The following is a 13,379-nucleotide window of genomic DNA, read 5'->3' on the forward strand; positions in this document are numbered from 1 at the left end:
CAGCGCGACGACGATCCGCTCAAGCTCGGTCCATTTCAACACTTATTCCGCCGCCGAGGCGCTTTTCACGATTCCATCACGCAGGTTCCCACGCGTTGCTCACGGCGCTTGAGGAGATTGTTCGCACTGGATCTCTTTTCGCAGGAGGATACCGTGCATCACCCTAGCCCGACCGAGTGGCCCATCTGGCATGACGACCCCGGGCGCGACCGGCAGGAGCTTGGCGCACCATCGCGTCACGATGTTGCGCTGGCCCGCTATCTCGAAACACAACAGGCCCATCGGGCATTGGCGGCTCGCAGACTCGATCCGGCGGCGGTCGTGGCCTCTGCACTGGCAGCGTTCGTCCGCTGCCTTTTCCGTGCAGCGCTGCGCCGAATTGTCCGCTGGCCAACCGATGCCGCGACAGGGATGGACGATTTCGGCTTGACGTTGTCCAAGGCTCATGCGGATCTTAGCAAGACCCTTTGGGGCCGCTGAGTGCAGCGCCTGGTCGACGATCTCATCCCCAACCGCCGCCGCCGCCGCCAGCCCCACCGCCTCCGCCGCTACCGCCGAGAGCGGGAATGACGGGCGGCTTTTGCGGGATCTCCTCGGCCGGCTTGATCACTTTGCCGGTGGCCGCCTTCTTGAATCTGACCACCTTTGGCTGGGGTGCTGCGCGAACCACCTTGCGATGTTTCACCGGCGATGCCGGCTCAAACATCGGCGACACCGAGGTGCAGCCCATGAGCCCGGCCAGAACGCCGGATAGAATTATCCCGATGAATGCCTGCCCGAATGTCTGCTTGAATGCCTTGCCCACCATGGCCTCCTTATTGTTCAGAACAAATCCCGACGCGGATTGGCTTCTTCCCAGACCCCCCGGGCCGCATTGACCAGTTGCGTGTCCAGCGAACCGGACGCGGGAATCTTCGACTTGAGCTCTCGACGCAGGGCGTCCAAAGCTGCCGTTTTCGGCTTGGTGCCGAACTGCGCCAGGCCCTTTTTGGCGTCCGGCAGCTCCTTGCGCAGATCGAGCGCGACGGCGAATGCCAGGAAGCGCACCGCGACAGCCTGATCGGCCTTGTCGCCTTTCGCCATTTCAAGCGCCGCGCGATCATAGGCGCTCGACGGATCGCCGCGCGTGGTCGCCAGTTCGAACAGCCTTTGCGCTTCCGCCGGGTCCTGGCGCACACCGGCGCCATCCCTGTACATGCGGGCGAGGCTGCCGGGCGCGTAGGGCTGGCCAAGATCGGTGGCCTGCTGGAACAGGGCCTGCGCCGTCTTCGGATCCTTGTCGATGCCCTGGCCGGCGAGGTAATTGCGGCCGAGCAGGTTCATCGAATACATGTCTTGGCGCTGCACCCCCGCTTGCAGGAAGGCGACGGCGCGGGCCGGATCGGCAGGCACGCCATTGCGGCCCTCGGTGAAGATGGCGGCAAGATCGTTCATGGCATAGGTGTGCCCCATGGCCGCCGCCTTGAGCAGCAGGTCGAGGCCCTTGGCCGTATCGCGGTTGACGCCATAGCCATTGAACAGCGCGCGTCCCCACGAGGTCATACCGTAAGGATCACCCTTGTCGGCGGCAGCCTTGTAGAGAGCGTTGGCCTGGGTGCGGTCTATGGTCGTTCCGGTTCCGGTTGCGTTGAGATAGCCGAGTTCGAAGACGGCGCGCACATGGCCTTTCTTGGCGGCGTCCTCGATGGCTGTCCTGGCCTCTCTAACCTGGCCTGCCGCAAGCAGGGCGCGGCCGAGCTCGTAGTGGAAGCGGGCGACGTCTGGATAGGTTTTCACGGCCGCCTCGCAGGCTGCCACCGCACCGGCGCCGATCTCGTTCGGCAGCAGGCCGGGCACCACGCCTTGCAGGTCGAGAGGCTCGCCGGCGGCGGTATCGCAGGCATCGACCGTCGGCGACAGCTTCATTGTCGCGGGCTTAGCCGAGCTGCTGTCGGCCCGGATTTCGAAGCCGACCTCGACCGGCGCGCCGGCGCCGATCTGCGGCTCGTAACGGAGATGGTCGACTTCACCGGCCAGAAGGCTGGATTGCGGCGACAAGGTTCGATCAGGCAATGACAGCGTTCCCGTTGCCGGATACCCCGTGACCTTCAGGCTGACCGCCGGATCGTCGGTGGGGAAATCCAGATTGAGCGCGACCGGGCCGACGCCGACGGGAATATCAAGCTTGCGGTTCTCGATCGCTTCGGCAGCGCCGGTGATGTGGATGCCGCGATCCAGCACCTGCTGCTTCTGCTCGGCCTCGAGCGAAGCCATGATCTGCTGACCCGCCGCACCTTCGCCGCTCTTGACGCGGAACACGAGTATGCCCTGGCTCCCGCCGCCCCAATTGTCATGCGTGGCATAGGCCAGCATATCCACCTCGTCCTGCGTGGCGGCGCCTTTGGGGACATCCATTTGCAGGCGCGGCAGGTCCTTGCCGGCGATCGGTTCGCCCACCGCGACGTCTTTGCCGTCCAGCACCAGACGGCCCATTGCCGGCGGACGTTCGATGCTGACGCTGATAGTGCCGCCATCGACATCGACCGGCTCCGGCAGGCCGAGAGCGACAGGACCGACCCCCGAGAGCACTACCTTCTCCAGCACTGGCGGCAGCGAAGGCCGGTTGTTGCGGCGCACCAGCACCACGTCATCGATCAGCGAGGAATTTTCCCAGGGCACCTGCATGCCGTTGGTGGCCTGCACGACATCGCGGCGCACCGCCGACATGACCGTGCGGATCTCCTGGTTCGGCGCCAGCGCGCGCCGCGAAAAGGCCGATGAAAACGGGCTGAGGTCGCCGCTGCCGTCATAGGCGACCGCGCCTGGTTCGGTGGCGAAGGCAATCAGCGTGTTGAGCGAGCTTCGCACCTGCGCCAGCCCGGTATTGCCGGCGGTGACAAGCTGGTCGCGCAGCCAGTAATTGTTGCGCGGGAAGGGGTTGTTGCGGCAGGCATCGAGGATGATCACCTGGATCTTCGACTTCGAGCGCAGCTGCTCCAGCACGTCGTTGAGCTTGATGGCCTGGACCTCGATGTCGGCCGCCTTCTTCAACGAGGCGTCGACGGGTATCAGGAAATTCTCGCCGCCGATCTGAAAGCCGTGCCCGGAATAGTAGACGACGGCGAGATCGGCGCCGTCGGCGGCGGCCAGATAGTCCCGGAACTGGCCTTCGAACTGCTGCTTGGTGAGGTTCTCGGCGACGAAAACCTCGAAGCCCGCCAGCCGGAACGTGGCCGATACGTCCTGCGCATCCTTGGCCGGGTTCTTCAGCGCCGGAATGTTGCGGTATTCGGAATTGCCGATGACGAGCGCGACCCTTCGATCGGCGCAGGCTTCGAACGTCGTGAGGCCGGCGAGGATGAAGACCGCGATGAATCCACAAAGTCGGAGCATGGCAAAACTCCTGGTCGCGGCCTGACGCCGACGAGAACACCGCTTCCGGCATCAAGGTCCGTTGAGAGTATGCAACCTGCCACAGCATAAAGTGAAAGGCCCGTCACCGCCAGACCATGGCAGGCGATTTCTTTCGGCGTTGACCAACCGCAGAGTGCAAGTAGCACGCGCTTCACGAGCAGGTATGTGACAAGTCTCACAGTTCGCTGTTTTGGGGAAATGCCTGGTGCCGGCGGCTGCGCGCCTATTCCTTGAAGAGCAATTCCTTGTCGTTCGAATATTTCACCAGCAGCGGAATGCTGGCGCCGCCGATAACGGGGCCGAGATGGCCAAACGTCCCCTCGATGACGGAGAACGGCTCGGGGCGATCGACAAGGATCCGTGCCAGCTTTCTGCGCATGGCCTTGGCGATCTCCTTGCGCACGCCATTCGGTATGGCGCCATCGATCACCACATTGTCGATGTCGAGCAAGGCAACGGCACTGCGGGCGGCATAGGCAAGCCCGTCCGAAACCTCATCGATCCACGCGGTGACCGGCTCTCCAAGGTCGCCCCAATCGTCGGGCGACGACCAGATGCGGCCGGCGTCCTTCTCCCCATTGTCCTGGTCGTTGAGCTTGCCGGCGAGCGAATGCAGCGAAGCGACGCGCAGCAGCGGCGTCATCCGGTCGCCCTTGCGCCCCGGCGCGGGCACCGGCATGTCGCCCAGCGCCCCGGCCAGCTTGTTGCGGCCGGGGAACAAGTGATGATCGAGCACCAGGCCGCCGCCGATGAAGTGCCCGACATAGGCATAGAGAAAGTCGGCGCGGGATCCGCCGGCGCCAAACATCAGTTCGGCCGCGGCCGACACCGTGGCGTCGTTGTAGAGGAACACCGGCCAGTCGAACGCCCGGTCCAGTTCGGCGCGAATGTCGATTTCCTTCCAGGCATCCAGCCTGCCCGCCGGCACCGCGCCCTCTTCGCTCAGGTTCCACTGATGGAATGGCGAGGCGATGCCAAGACCAGCGATGCGGTCTTTTTCTATCGATTTGTGCTTGCGGCACATGCGCGCGATGGCGCCCTTGGCGAATTTCATCACCTCGACGGGCGTCGGATAGTCGAACAGCGTGCGTTCGAACGCGATCACGTCGCCGACGAAATTGACCAGGGCGACATCGGCGCTGCGATGGTCGACCTTGAGGCCGAAGGCATAGGCGGCTTTCGGGTTCAACGCATAGGGAACCGAGGGTTGCCCCAGCCGTCCGCGCAGAGGCTCCAGGCGCAGCAGCAGCTTGTTGTCGGCGGCGCGGTTGACGATGGTGGTAATGGTTTGCGCGGCCAGCCCGGTCAGCCGCGTCAAATCGGTCTTGGCCAGCTGGCCGTGCCGGCGGATCAGCGAGACGATCAGGCGTTCGTTGTAGATGCGGCTCTCGGCCTGCGTGGTTCCGCCGCTGCGGCCCTCGGCGATCTTTTCGAGACTGAAGAAGCTGGTGCCGGTCACGCTTTCCCCTGCGCAAGGAGGTTGGCCGCAAGGCGAGCCGATCAAAGCGCTGACGTAGCAATGCGGGCACGGCAAGGCAACACTTAAATCCACCCGATGGAAAAATGTAGTTGACGCCGGCCGGCCTGCTGTCGTTCAAAGTATGCAAGCCTGGAGGAGCAATGCCGTGACGCAGACCCGGACCATCATGTGCTTTGGCGATTCCAATACCTATGGCGCCATTCCCACCCTGGCCCGCGTCGGACGGCGCCGCTTCACGCCCGACCGGCGCTGGCCGGGCATCGTGCGCCGCCAGCTCGGCAACGGATGGGATGTGATCGAAGAAGGGCAGGGCGGGCGCACCACCGTGCACGACGATCCGATCGAAGGTCTCCACAAGAACGGGCTCAAATCGCTCCCGGTGTGCCTGGAAACGCATATGCCGCTCGACCTCGTCATCCTGATGCTCGGCACCAACGATCTCAAGCATAGGTTCTCGGTAACGCCGAACGACGTCGCTGATTCCGTTGAGATTTTGGCCAGAATTGTCCTGCGCAGCGAAGCTGGCCCCGCAGGCGTGGCGCCCGCGGTCCTGATTGTTGCGCCGCCGCCGATGCTGGAGGTCGACTGGTTCGGCCAGATGTTCCTGGGCGGCGCCGCAAAGTCGATGCACTTTGCCGGCCTGTTCCGTGATGCCGCCCGGCGCGCCGGCGCCGCGTTCTTCAACGCCGGCGACGTCGTCGAGTCGAGCGCGGTAGACGGCATTCACCTCGACAGCGACGCGCATCGCGTGCTCGGCACGGAATTGGCCAAAGCCGTCCAGTCGCTGATCGGCAAGGCGTGATCGGGTGGGCGAGTCACCCGACTATCTCTGATTAATTAATTCCACTGGAAAAAGTTTTGACTTGCGAGCGGGAAGGTGGGTATCTGGGGAGACTGGGAAGAGTAGCGACCGCGAGGCTTGCGATGCGCGGCAACAATCAAGGACAGGGAGGAAGTAAAATGCGATCTGACAGGAACATGATGCTGGCGACGCTGCTCGGCGTTGCCGGTGTGCTCGCGGGCGGTACCATTCTGGCAAGCGCGCAGGACGGCCCGGCCGGGCTCACCAAGCCGGCGGTATTTGCGCCGTTCGATCCGAAGGCGCCGGCCTGCAGCCCACCGCCCGGCCTGAACAAGGTGCTGGCCTTCGCGCAGGATAACGAGCGTGAATTCATGCAGGGCGTCGACCGCGGCCTGGCCGCCGCCGCCAAGGATCGCGGGCTGGAATATCGCCGCGCGCTTGCCAACAATGACGCCGCCAAGGGGGTCGAGCAGGTGCAATTGTTTCTCGCCTCCAAGATCGGCGGTCTGGTGGCGGCGCCCGTGGACCCGGCCTCCATGAGCCGCAGCCTGCAGGAGCTTATCTGGTCCGGCGCCTATGTCGGCACCATCGTGCCGCCGCCGGCGACGTCGCTGCTCAACGCGCCGCAATACGAGACCGGCAAGGTGCTGGCCGAAGCGGCCGCGGCCTACATAAAGGACAAGCTCGGTGGCAAGGCCAATGTCGTCATCCTGTCGCATGACAGCATGGAATTCCTGGCGCCGCGCTTTGCCGCCATGCGCGACATCTTCAAGGCTATGCCAGGCGTCACCATCGTCGCCGACATCTCACCCAATCCCGTCAACAAGGAAGGCGGCTTTGCCACGATGAGCACCATTCTCCAGGCCCATCCCGACGTCGATGTCGTGCTCGGCGCCGACACCGTCGTGCTCGGCGCGCTGGCTGCCCTGGAAGCGGCGGGCAAGGCGCGGTCGGACCAGTTCCTTGGCGGCATCGACGGCGAACCGGAGGCGGTCGCCGCGATCAAGAAAGGCGGCGGTCCCTACAAGGCAAGCATCAGCCTGGCGTCGCCGGTCTTCGCTTATGCCATGGGCCAGCACGCGGCCGACTGGCTGGAGGGCAAGAGCATCCCGCAGGCGATGGATATCCTGCCGGTGGCGCTGACCAGCGACTACATGGCCCAGTACGAGGCCGACGTCGCCGACCCGGCCGCGGTCTACAAGGACCCGAAGCGCCGCGATATCTATCTCAGGATGTACGGCAACATCTGCTACGATACGCGCGACCAGTATGTGAATTTCCCCTGGTCATCCGAGGCAAAGTAGCGCCCAATGTGTTGCGCCGGCCGGATCCAGCCGTGGCTGGCCGGCCGGTTGCTATCCTTGAGTCCGGTTGGGCATGATGACAGACAATGTTCGATCCGAGCGGCTGCCCATGCAAGCAGCCTCATCCCTGCTGCCCGGCACCAAGCCGCCCGGCGAAGCCTCGGGCCGCGTCGGCCTTGCCCTGGTTGCGCTGGGGTTGATCGTCGCCTTCTCGCTGTTGAACAAATCGTTCTTCAGCCTCGACAATTTCGTCGTCATCGGCGTCAACTCGACCTCGATCCTGATTGCCGTGCTCGGCACCTCCGCGCTGCTGATCGCCGGCTATGTCGACCTCTCCATCGGCAGCATGGTCGCCTTGATCGGCATCATCACTGCCAAGGTTGCAGTGGCGACGCAGAGCGCGCTGCTGGCGATCTGCGTCGGCCTGGGTCTGGGCCTTTTGCTCGGTCTGCTCAACGGTCTGCTGGTGCGCAGGCTGAGCATCTCGCCGTTGATCGTCACGCTGGCGATGCTGGCGCTCTATGGCGGCCTTGCCTTCGTCGTCTCCAGCACCGCGGTCTATGGTTTTCCCGAGGCTCTGCTCGAATTGGGGCGGGGCAAGATCTTCGGCATCCAGTACACCGTGGTCATCGCCGCGCTGGTCTTTGTCGCCGGAGCCTTTGTCCTGACCAGCACGGTCACGGGACTAAGAATCTATGCCATCGGCGGCGACCCACGCGCGGCCGAACTCTGCGGCATTCCTGTGGGACGCACGGTGGTTGGCCTCTACGCCGCCAATGGCTTGCTGATCGGTTTGGTCTCGGTTCTGATCGCCGGTCGTCTCGGCAGCATCACGCCGACCATCGGCGTTCGCTTCGAGCTCGACGTGCTCACCGCCGCGATCCTTGGCGGCGTCGCTTTTTCCGGCGGCTCCGGCCGGCCGCTCGGCATCGCCATCGGCGTTGCCACCATCGGCATCCTCAATGCAGGACTGATCTTCGTCGGCCTGCAATCATGGTGGCAATCCATTTCGGTGGGAAGCATGCTGTTGCTGGCGCTGGTGGCCGACCAGGCTGCGATCGGTCTTCGCGGCCGGCGCGCTCGGGCCGCCGCGACCAACTTCACGGTGGCGGACAATGGTGCCGTCGCCTCGGCCGGCCCTGCCGTGACGGAGGGCAATGGAGAAGCCCCGCAAGGTCCGGCATTCTCGATTGCCGGCGCCCGCAAATCCTACGGCGCGCTGACGGCATTGGAAGAGGCGAGTTTCACGGTCGGCAAAGGCGAGATCGTCTGTCTGCTCGGCGACAATGGCGCCGGCAAGTCGACGCTGGTGAAGATTATTTCGGGCGCCATCCGGCCCGATGCCGGCGCGATGACCCTCGAGGGCCAGCCGATTTCCTTCAGGAGCCCGCAGGATGCACGCGGCGCCGGCCTGGAGACCGTCTATCAGGATTTGGCGCTCTGCCCGAACCTCAGCGTCGCCCACAATATGATCCTCGGGCGTGAGGAAACGCGGCGTTGGCTCGGTGTCTTCCCGGTTCGCGACGACCGAAAGGCCGCCGAGCAGTGTCGTGCCCGGCTTGCCGCGCTGGGCGTCACGCTTCGCGACGAAAACGTTCTGGTGCGCTCGCTGTCGGGCGGCCAGCGGCAGTCCATCGCAATTGCCCGCGCGCTTGCCGATCACGTCAAGCTGATCTGCCTCGACGAGCCCACCGCCGCGCTCGGCGTCAAGCAGACCGCGCAGGTCGTCAAGCTGATCCGTTCGATCGCCGTCAGCGGCACCGGCGTCATCCTGGTCACGCACGACCTGTCGACGGTCAGGGCGCTGGCCGACAGGATCGTGGTGCTCAGCCTCGGCCGGGTGGCTTACGACGGCTCGGCCAGACAGCTGACGGCCGATCAGCTGTGGGGCCTGATGGCAAGCGGGACGCTGGCGCCGGCCGCTGGGTAGGAATGCCGATCGCAGGGTCTAAAGCTCGAGGCAGATCTTGCCGAAATGCCTTTGCGCTTCGTAATGCCTGAAGGCGGCGGCGATATCCTGCAGTGGAAAGCTGCTGTCGATGACGGGCTTCAGGCGGTTGACCTCTATGGCACGGATCATGTCCTGCTGGTCGGCTTTGCTGCCGATGGAAATTCCGCTGATGCGGATCTGGTTCGAAAACAGCGCCGGGATCGAAACTTCTGCTGCAAAGCCGGTCAGGACGCCGATGAGTGCGATATGCCCGCCTGTCCGGCAGGCCGTTATCGACTGCGCCAGCGTCGCCGGTCCGCCGACCTCGATCACATGATCGACGCCGCGTCCGTCCGTCAGTTCCCTGGCCCTGCCGCCCCACTCCGGCACCGCCTTGTAGTTGATGACGCTGTCGGCCCCGAGTCGTCTGAGCTTCTCCAGCTTCTCTTCATCGGACGACGTGGCGATGACCCTTGCGCCGGCGGCCTTGGCAAATTGCAGCGCAAACAATGACACGCTGCCGGTGCCAAGGATCAGCACCGTGTCGCCGGGCTTTACCTTGCCGCATGTCACCAGGCCGCGCCAGGCGGTGACGCCCGTGCAGGTCAGCGTTGCCGCCTCGAGATGCGTATAGCCCGCCGGCGCCTTGGTGAAGGCCTGCGCCGGCATGCACACATACTCCCTGGCGAAGCCGTCGAAACTGTCTCCGGGAATGTCGCGGCTTGTATCGGATCTCATGTCGCCGGCCAGCCACCAGGGGTAGAAAACACTGACGACGCTGTCGCCCGGCTTGAACGTGTCGACGCCGTCACCGATCGCGATCACCTCGCCGGCGCCATCCGACAGCGGCACGCGGCCGTCGGCGAGCGGCACCTTGCCTTGTACGGCGAAATCGTCGCGCATGTTCAGCGCGCAGGCGCGAATCCTGACCAGCATTTCTCCCGGCCCAGGCCGGGGCTGATCCTCCTCGACCAGGTCGAGCTTGTCCAACCCGCCCGGCGCTCTCAGCCTGACCAGCTTCATAGTCTCTCTCCGACGTAAAGAGCGTTAGCATGGCGGCGGCGGTCCAGCCTATCGCCGGACCGGCCGGCCGGAAATCACGCGCAGCCAAGGCGCCAGATGGACGGCGCTCATCAAGAGATACATCAGCGGCATGCCGGTGAGCGGGGAGGCATCGGCCCCCAGGCACGACATGGCGCCGTCGCCAGCGTGAATGCAGGTAAGCAGCGCCATCACGGCGAAAACAGGGGCCGCGGCGAGGCACAGCCAGTCGGCGGTGCGGAGAGAAACTGCATCGGAGCGTTGAGGGACCTCACTGCCGGTGCCTGTGCCGATATCGCTCATGGTCGTAATCCCTTGATGATCAATGCCTGGGTTTCCTGTCCCGTGAGGGACAGGAAACCAAGCTGGATGGGCGCCGCTCCAGGTCCTTACTTGCCGTCCTTGTTGCGGAACGCGGCTTCGCCGGCCGCCGACACTTCCTCCCACGTCTTGTCGGGTGCGGCGTCGTAATTGTCGTGCCAGTTCCACCAGCTGTAGAGCTCGGTCTGCGGATAGCCTTCGGGCGAATCCTCCCAGATTTCCTGGCGGCCGAGCGGCGTTGCGTCGAGGTAGCTCCAGACCGTGCCCATCTGCTCGTCGCCGCGGTTGTTGATGAAGTAGGTGCGATACACTTTCTTGCCGTCCTGGATGAACACGTTGTGGCCGTGCCATTCGTCGACGCCGAAATCCTTGTCGAAACTGTCGGTGATTGTGTACCAGGGCATCTCCCAACCCATCCGCTGCTTCAAGCTGGCAATGTCGGCCTGCGGCGCGCGGGAGGCATAGGCAAGCGTGGTGTTGCGGGCGTTCAGATGGGCGAGATGGCCGACCTGGTCGGCGCCGAGCGAACAGCCGCGGCAGGCATGTTCGGGCCAGCCGTGGACGCCGGGTTCGTAGAAGGCGCGGTAGACGATCAACTGCCGCCGGCCCTCGAACAAATCGAGCAGGCTCGCTTTGCCGTTGGGACCCTCAAACACGTAGGCCTTGTCTACTTCCATCCATGGCATGCGCCGGCGCTCGGCCGACAGCGCGTCCCTGGCGCGCATCGTTGCCTTTTCCTTCACCAGCATCTTTTCGCGCTCGGCTTCCCATTCCTGCCTTGAAACGACCGGTGGGGTCTTCATTGCCACGTGCTTGGTCATTGCTTGTTTCCTTTGCCAGTTGTTGAGCCGTTGTGGCTTGTCGTTGCCTGTTGATCGTGAGGCAGGCTAGGGCCGCGAGGCGGCGAGGGCGGAGTTACAAATGTGACGGCATTTGCAGGCGGGCCACCGCAGCAGGGGTGGCGAGGCCGCACGGTGTTCTCGAAGTCCTCGGAAGCAGGCATGGTCGGTTTTTCCTTATTGAGAAGCTTAACGCGACTGTCTGAGATGCTCAGGCTAGCGAATGCGAATATTGCCGTCAACGCAGGCCTGGGCGTCTTCAACCAGTCCAGATGGCTAGGTCGCCGTCCGCGGCTTGCTGCTTGGCGGTGGTGACTTAAGTTAGGGCCGGTAAGGGGAGCGGTGGGAGTTACAAATGTGACGGGATTTGCATGGACTCGCTGATCACCGCGGCAGGGCTGGCGCTGGCGGCGGGCAACCCGCTGGCGGCACTCGACCGCGTCGCCTTGCGCGAGGATGCCCCGGCGCTGGCGTTGCGCGGCATTGCCATGGCGCAGCTCGGCGATTTCCATCGCGCCAAAGTACTGTTGCGTAGGGCCGGCCGTGCCTTCGGTCCAAAGGAGGCGGTGGCGCGCGCCAGGTGCGTTGTCGCCGAAGCCGAGATCGCGCTTGTTTCGCGTGATCTCGGCTGGCCGTCCAAGGCGCTCGACGCGGCGCGGTCGACATTGGAAAAGCATGGCGACCGGCTGAACGCGGCGCATGCCGGGCATCTCAAAGTGCGCCGCCTGCTGCTGATCGGCCGCCTCGACGAAGCTGAAGACGTGCTGGCTGGGCTCGATCCGTCGCCGCTTCCGCCGGCCTCACGCGCCGCGCATGAACTCGCGGTTGCCGGCATCGCCATGCGGCGCCTGAAGACGAAGGCCGCGCGCGCAGCCCTTGAGTGGGCGCGCCATGCCGCCCGCCGGGCCGGCAATCCGGGTCTCATGGCGGAGGTCGACAGCGCCTTCCTGGCGCTGGAGACGCCGGCGGCGCGGCTGATCGCAGGCGGCGAGGAGCATCCGCTGTTGCTCGAAGAGGTCGAGGCGCTGCAGGCGTCACGCGCGCTGGTCGTCGATACGTTCCGCTATATCGTGCACAAGCAGGAAGCAACGATCTCGCTGGCAACGCGGCCGGTGCTGTTTGCGCTGGCGCGCGCGCTTGCCGAAGCCTGGCCGGCGGATGTGCCGAGGGCGACGCTGATTGCCCGCGCCTTTGGCGGCCGGCATGCCGATGAATCGCATCGCGCCAGGCTGCGGGTCGAGATCGGCCGGCTGCGCGCCGAATTGCGGCCGCTGGCGGGCATCGGCGCGACCAGCCAGGGCTTTGCGCTAAAGCCGCGCGAAGCAGGCTCCGTGGCGGTGCTGGCGCGGCCGATCGAGGAGCGGCACGCCGCGGTGCTGGCCTTCCTGGCCGATGGTGAATCCTGGGCCAGCTCGGCGTTGGCGCTGGCGCTGGGCGCCGGACAGCGCAGCGTACAGCGGGCGCTCGAGCAGTTGGCCGAGACCGGCAAAGTGCAGTCCTTCGGCCACGGCCGGGCGCGGCGCTGGATGACGCCACCGGTCGCTGGTTTCACGACCACCTTGTTACTCCCGTCGCCGCTGCCGAACGGCTAGGAAAGGTGACCATGATCGAGGACCAGGACATGAAACATTCAGCAGCGGAAATCCTGCGCGAATACGGGCCCTTTCCTGATGTCGACACCGTGCACGGCGTGAGCTTCGACGGACAGAATGTCTGGTTTGCGACGGGCGAGCGGCTGACCGCCTTCGATCCGGCAAGCGGCGAGACGCTGCGCTCGATCGATGTCGCGGCCCATGCCGGCACCGCCTATGACGGCCGGCATCTGTTCCAGCTCGCCGGGGACCGCATCCAGAAGATCGACCCCGATACCGGCAAGGTGCTCTCCACCATCCCGGCGCCCGGCGGCGGCCGCGATTCCGGCATGACCTGGGCCGAGGGCACGCTCTGGGTGGGGCAGAACCGGGAGCGCAAGATCCACCAGATCGATCCCGAGACCGGGAAAATCCTGCGCACCATCGACTCAAACCGCTTCGTCACCGGAGTGACCTGGGTCGATGGCGAGCTCTGGCACGGCACCTGGGAAGGCGACCAGAGCGATGTCCGGCGCGTCGATCCGCAAACTGGCAAGGTGCTGGAACGGCTCGACATGCCGGCGGGGGTGGGCGTTTCCGGGCTCGAATCCGACGGCGGCGACCGCTTCTTTTGCGGCAGCGGCCCCGGCGGCATGGTGCGATCGGTGCGTCGGCCGAAGTAAGGCCGTCAAGTATTG

Annotated in this window: 12 protein-coding genes; 6 read left to right on the forward strand and 6 right to left on the reverse strand. The window is 65.0% G+C overall.

The window, feature by feature from the left end:
* The first annotated feature begins 117 nt into the window (after window positions 1–117).
* Window positions 118–480 carry a hypothetical protein gene (locus tag X757_RS1000000168095; protein WP_023733969.1) on the forward strand — a complete coding sequence of 121 codons (363 nt, stop codon included), beginning with the start codon at window positions 118–120 and terminating at the stop codon, window positions 478–480.
* A 22-nt stretch (window positions 481–502) separates the two neighbouring features.
* On the opposite strand, the gene X757_RS143615 is transcribed toward X757_RS1000000168095, so the two are convergent.
* The 3 genes from X757_RS143615 to X757_RS143605 form a co-directional block, all read right to left on the reverse strand.
* Window positions 503–808 (reverse strand): hypothetical protein, encoded by a 306-nt coding sequence (locus X757_RS143615; protein WP_023727043.1) that lies wholly within the window; start codon window positions 806–808, stop codon window positions 503–505.
* 14 nt (window positions 809–822) lie between these two features.
* Window positions 823–3,372, reverse strand: coding sequence for a caspase family protein (locus tag X757_RS143610; protein WP_023727044.1), 2,550 nt, complete (start codon window positions 3,370–3,372; stop codon window positions 823–825).
* A gap of 244 nt (window positions 3,373–3,616) precedes the next feature.
* A complete protein-coding gene (locus X757_RS143605; protein ID WP_023727045.1) occupies window positions 3,617–4,852 on the reverse strand; it encodes an ROK family protein in 1,236 nt (411 codons plus the stop codon).
* Between the two features lie 166 nt (window positions 4,853–5,018).
* Here X757_RS143605 and X757_RS143600 point away from each other — a divergent pair, with 166 nt between their 5' ends.
* The 3 genes from X757_RS143600 (at window position 5,019) to X757_RS1000000165825 (ending at window position 8,909) form a co-directional block, all read left to right on the forward strand.
* On the forward strand, window positions 5,019–5,675 hold the full coding sequence (locus tag X757_RS143600) for an SGNH/GDSL hydrolase family protein (protein ID WP_023727046.1): 657 nt from the start codon (window positions 5,019–5,021) through the stop codon (window positions 5,673–5,675).
* A 158-nt stretch (window positions 5,676–5,833) separates the two neighbouring features.
* Window positions 5,834–6,979 carry a sugar ABC transporter substrate-binding protein gene (locus X757_RS143595; protein WP_032996317.1) on the forward strand — a complete coding sequence of 382 codons (1,146 nt, stop codon included), beginning with the start codon at window positions 5,834–5,836 and terminating at the stop codon, window positions 6,977–6,979.
* Window positions 6,980–7,088: 109 nt separating this feature from the next.
* Window positions 7,089–8,909: an ATP-binding cassette domain-containing protein gene (locus X757_RS1000000165825; protein WP_198024419.1), complete on the forward strand. Its 1,821-nt coding sequence runs from the start codon at window positions 7,089–7,091 to the stop codon at window positions 8,907–8,909.
* 18 nt (window positions 8,910–8,927) lie between these two features.
* Here the strand turns inward: X757_RS1000000165825 and X757_RS143590 are convergent, their stop codons facing one another.
* From X757_RS143590 to X757_RS143580, 3 genes are all read right to left on the reverse strand, one after another.
* On the reverse strand, window positions 8,928–9,932 hold the full coding sequence (locus X757_RS143590) for an NAD(P)-dependent alcohol dehydrogenase (RefSeq protein WP_023727049.1): 1,005 nt from the start codon (window positions 9,930–9,932) through the stop codon (window positions 8,928–8,930).
* A 48-nt stretch (window positions 9,933–9,980) separates the two neighbouring features.
* Window positions 9,981–10,253, reverse strand: a complete 273-nt coding sequence (locus X757_RS143585; protein WP_023727050.1) for a hypothetical protein — start codon at window positions 10,251–10,253, stop codon at window positions 9,981–9,983.
* Between the two features lie 86 nt (window positions 10,254–10,339).
* Window positions 10,340–11,092: a thioredoxin family protein gene (locus X757_RS143580; protein ID WP_023695474.1), complete on the reverse strand. Its 753-nt coding sequence runs from the start codon at window positions 11,090–11,092 to the stop codon at window positions 10,340–10,342.
* Between the two features lie 389 nt (window positions 11,093–11,481).
* On the opposite strand from X757_RS143580, the gene X757_RS143575 reads away from it, so the two are divergent.
* Together X757_RS143575 and X757_RS143570 are read left to right on the forward strand one after the other, a co-directional pair.
* On the forward strand, window positions 11,482–12,702 hold the full coding sequence (locus X757_RS143575; RefSeq protein WP_023727051.1) for a hypothetical protein: 1,221 nt from the start codon (window positions 11,482–11,484) through the stop codon (window positions 12,700–12,702).
* A gap of 29 nt (window positions 12,703–12,731) precedes the next feature.
* Complete coding sequence (locus X757_RS143570; protein WP_023730380.1) at window positions 12,732–13,364, forward strand: glutaminyl-peptide cyclotransferase; 633 nt, start codon at window positions 12,732–12,734, stop codon at window positions 13,362–13,364.
* The last annotated feature ends 15 nt before the right edge of the window (window positions 13,365–13,379 follow it).

This window comes from Mesorhizobium sp. LSHC412B00 (assembly GCF_000503035.1).
Classification (GTDB): Bacteria; Pseudomonadota; Alphaproteobacteria; order Rhizobiales; family Rhizobiaceae; genus Mesorhizobium.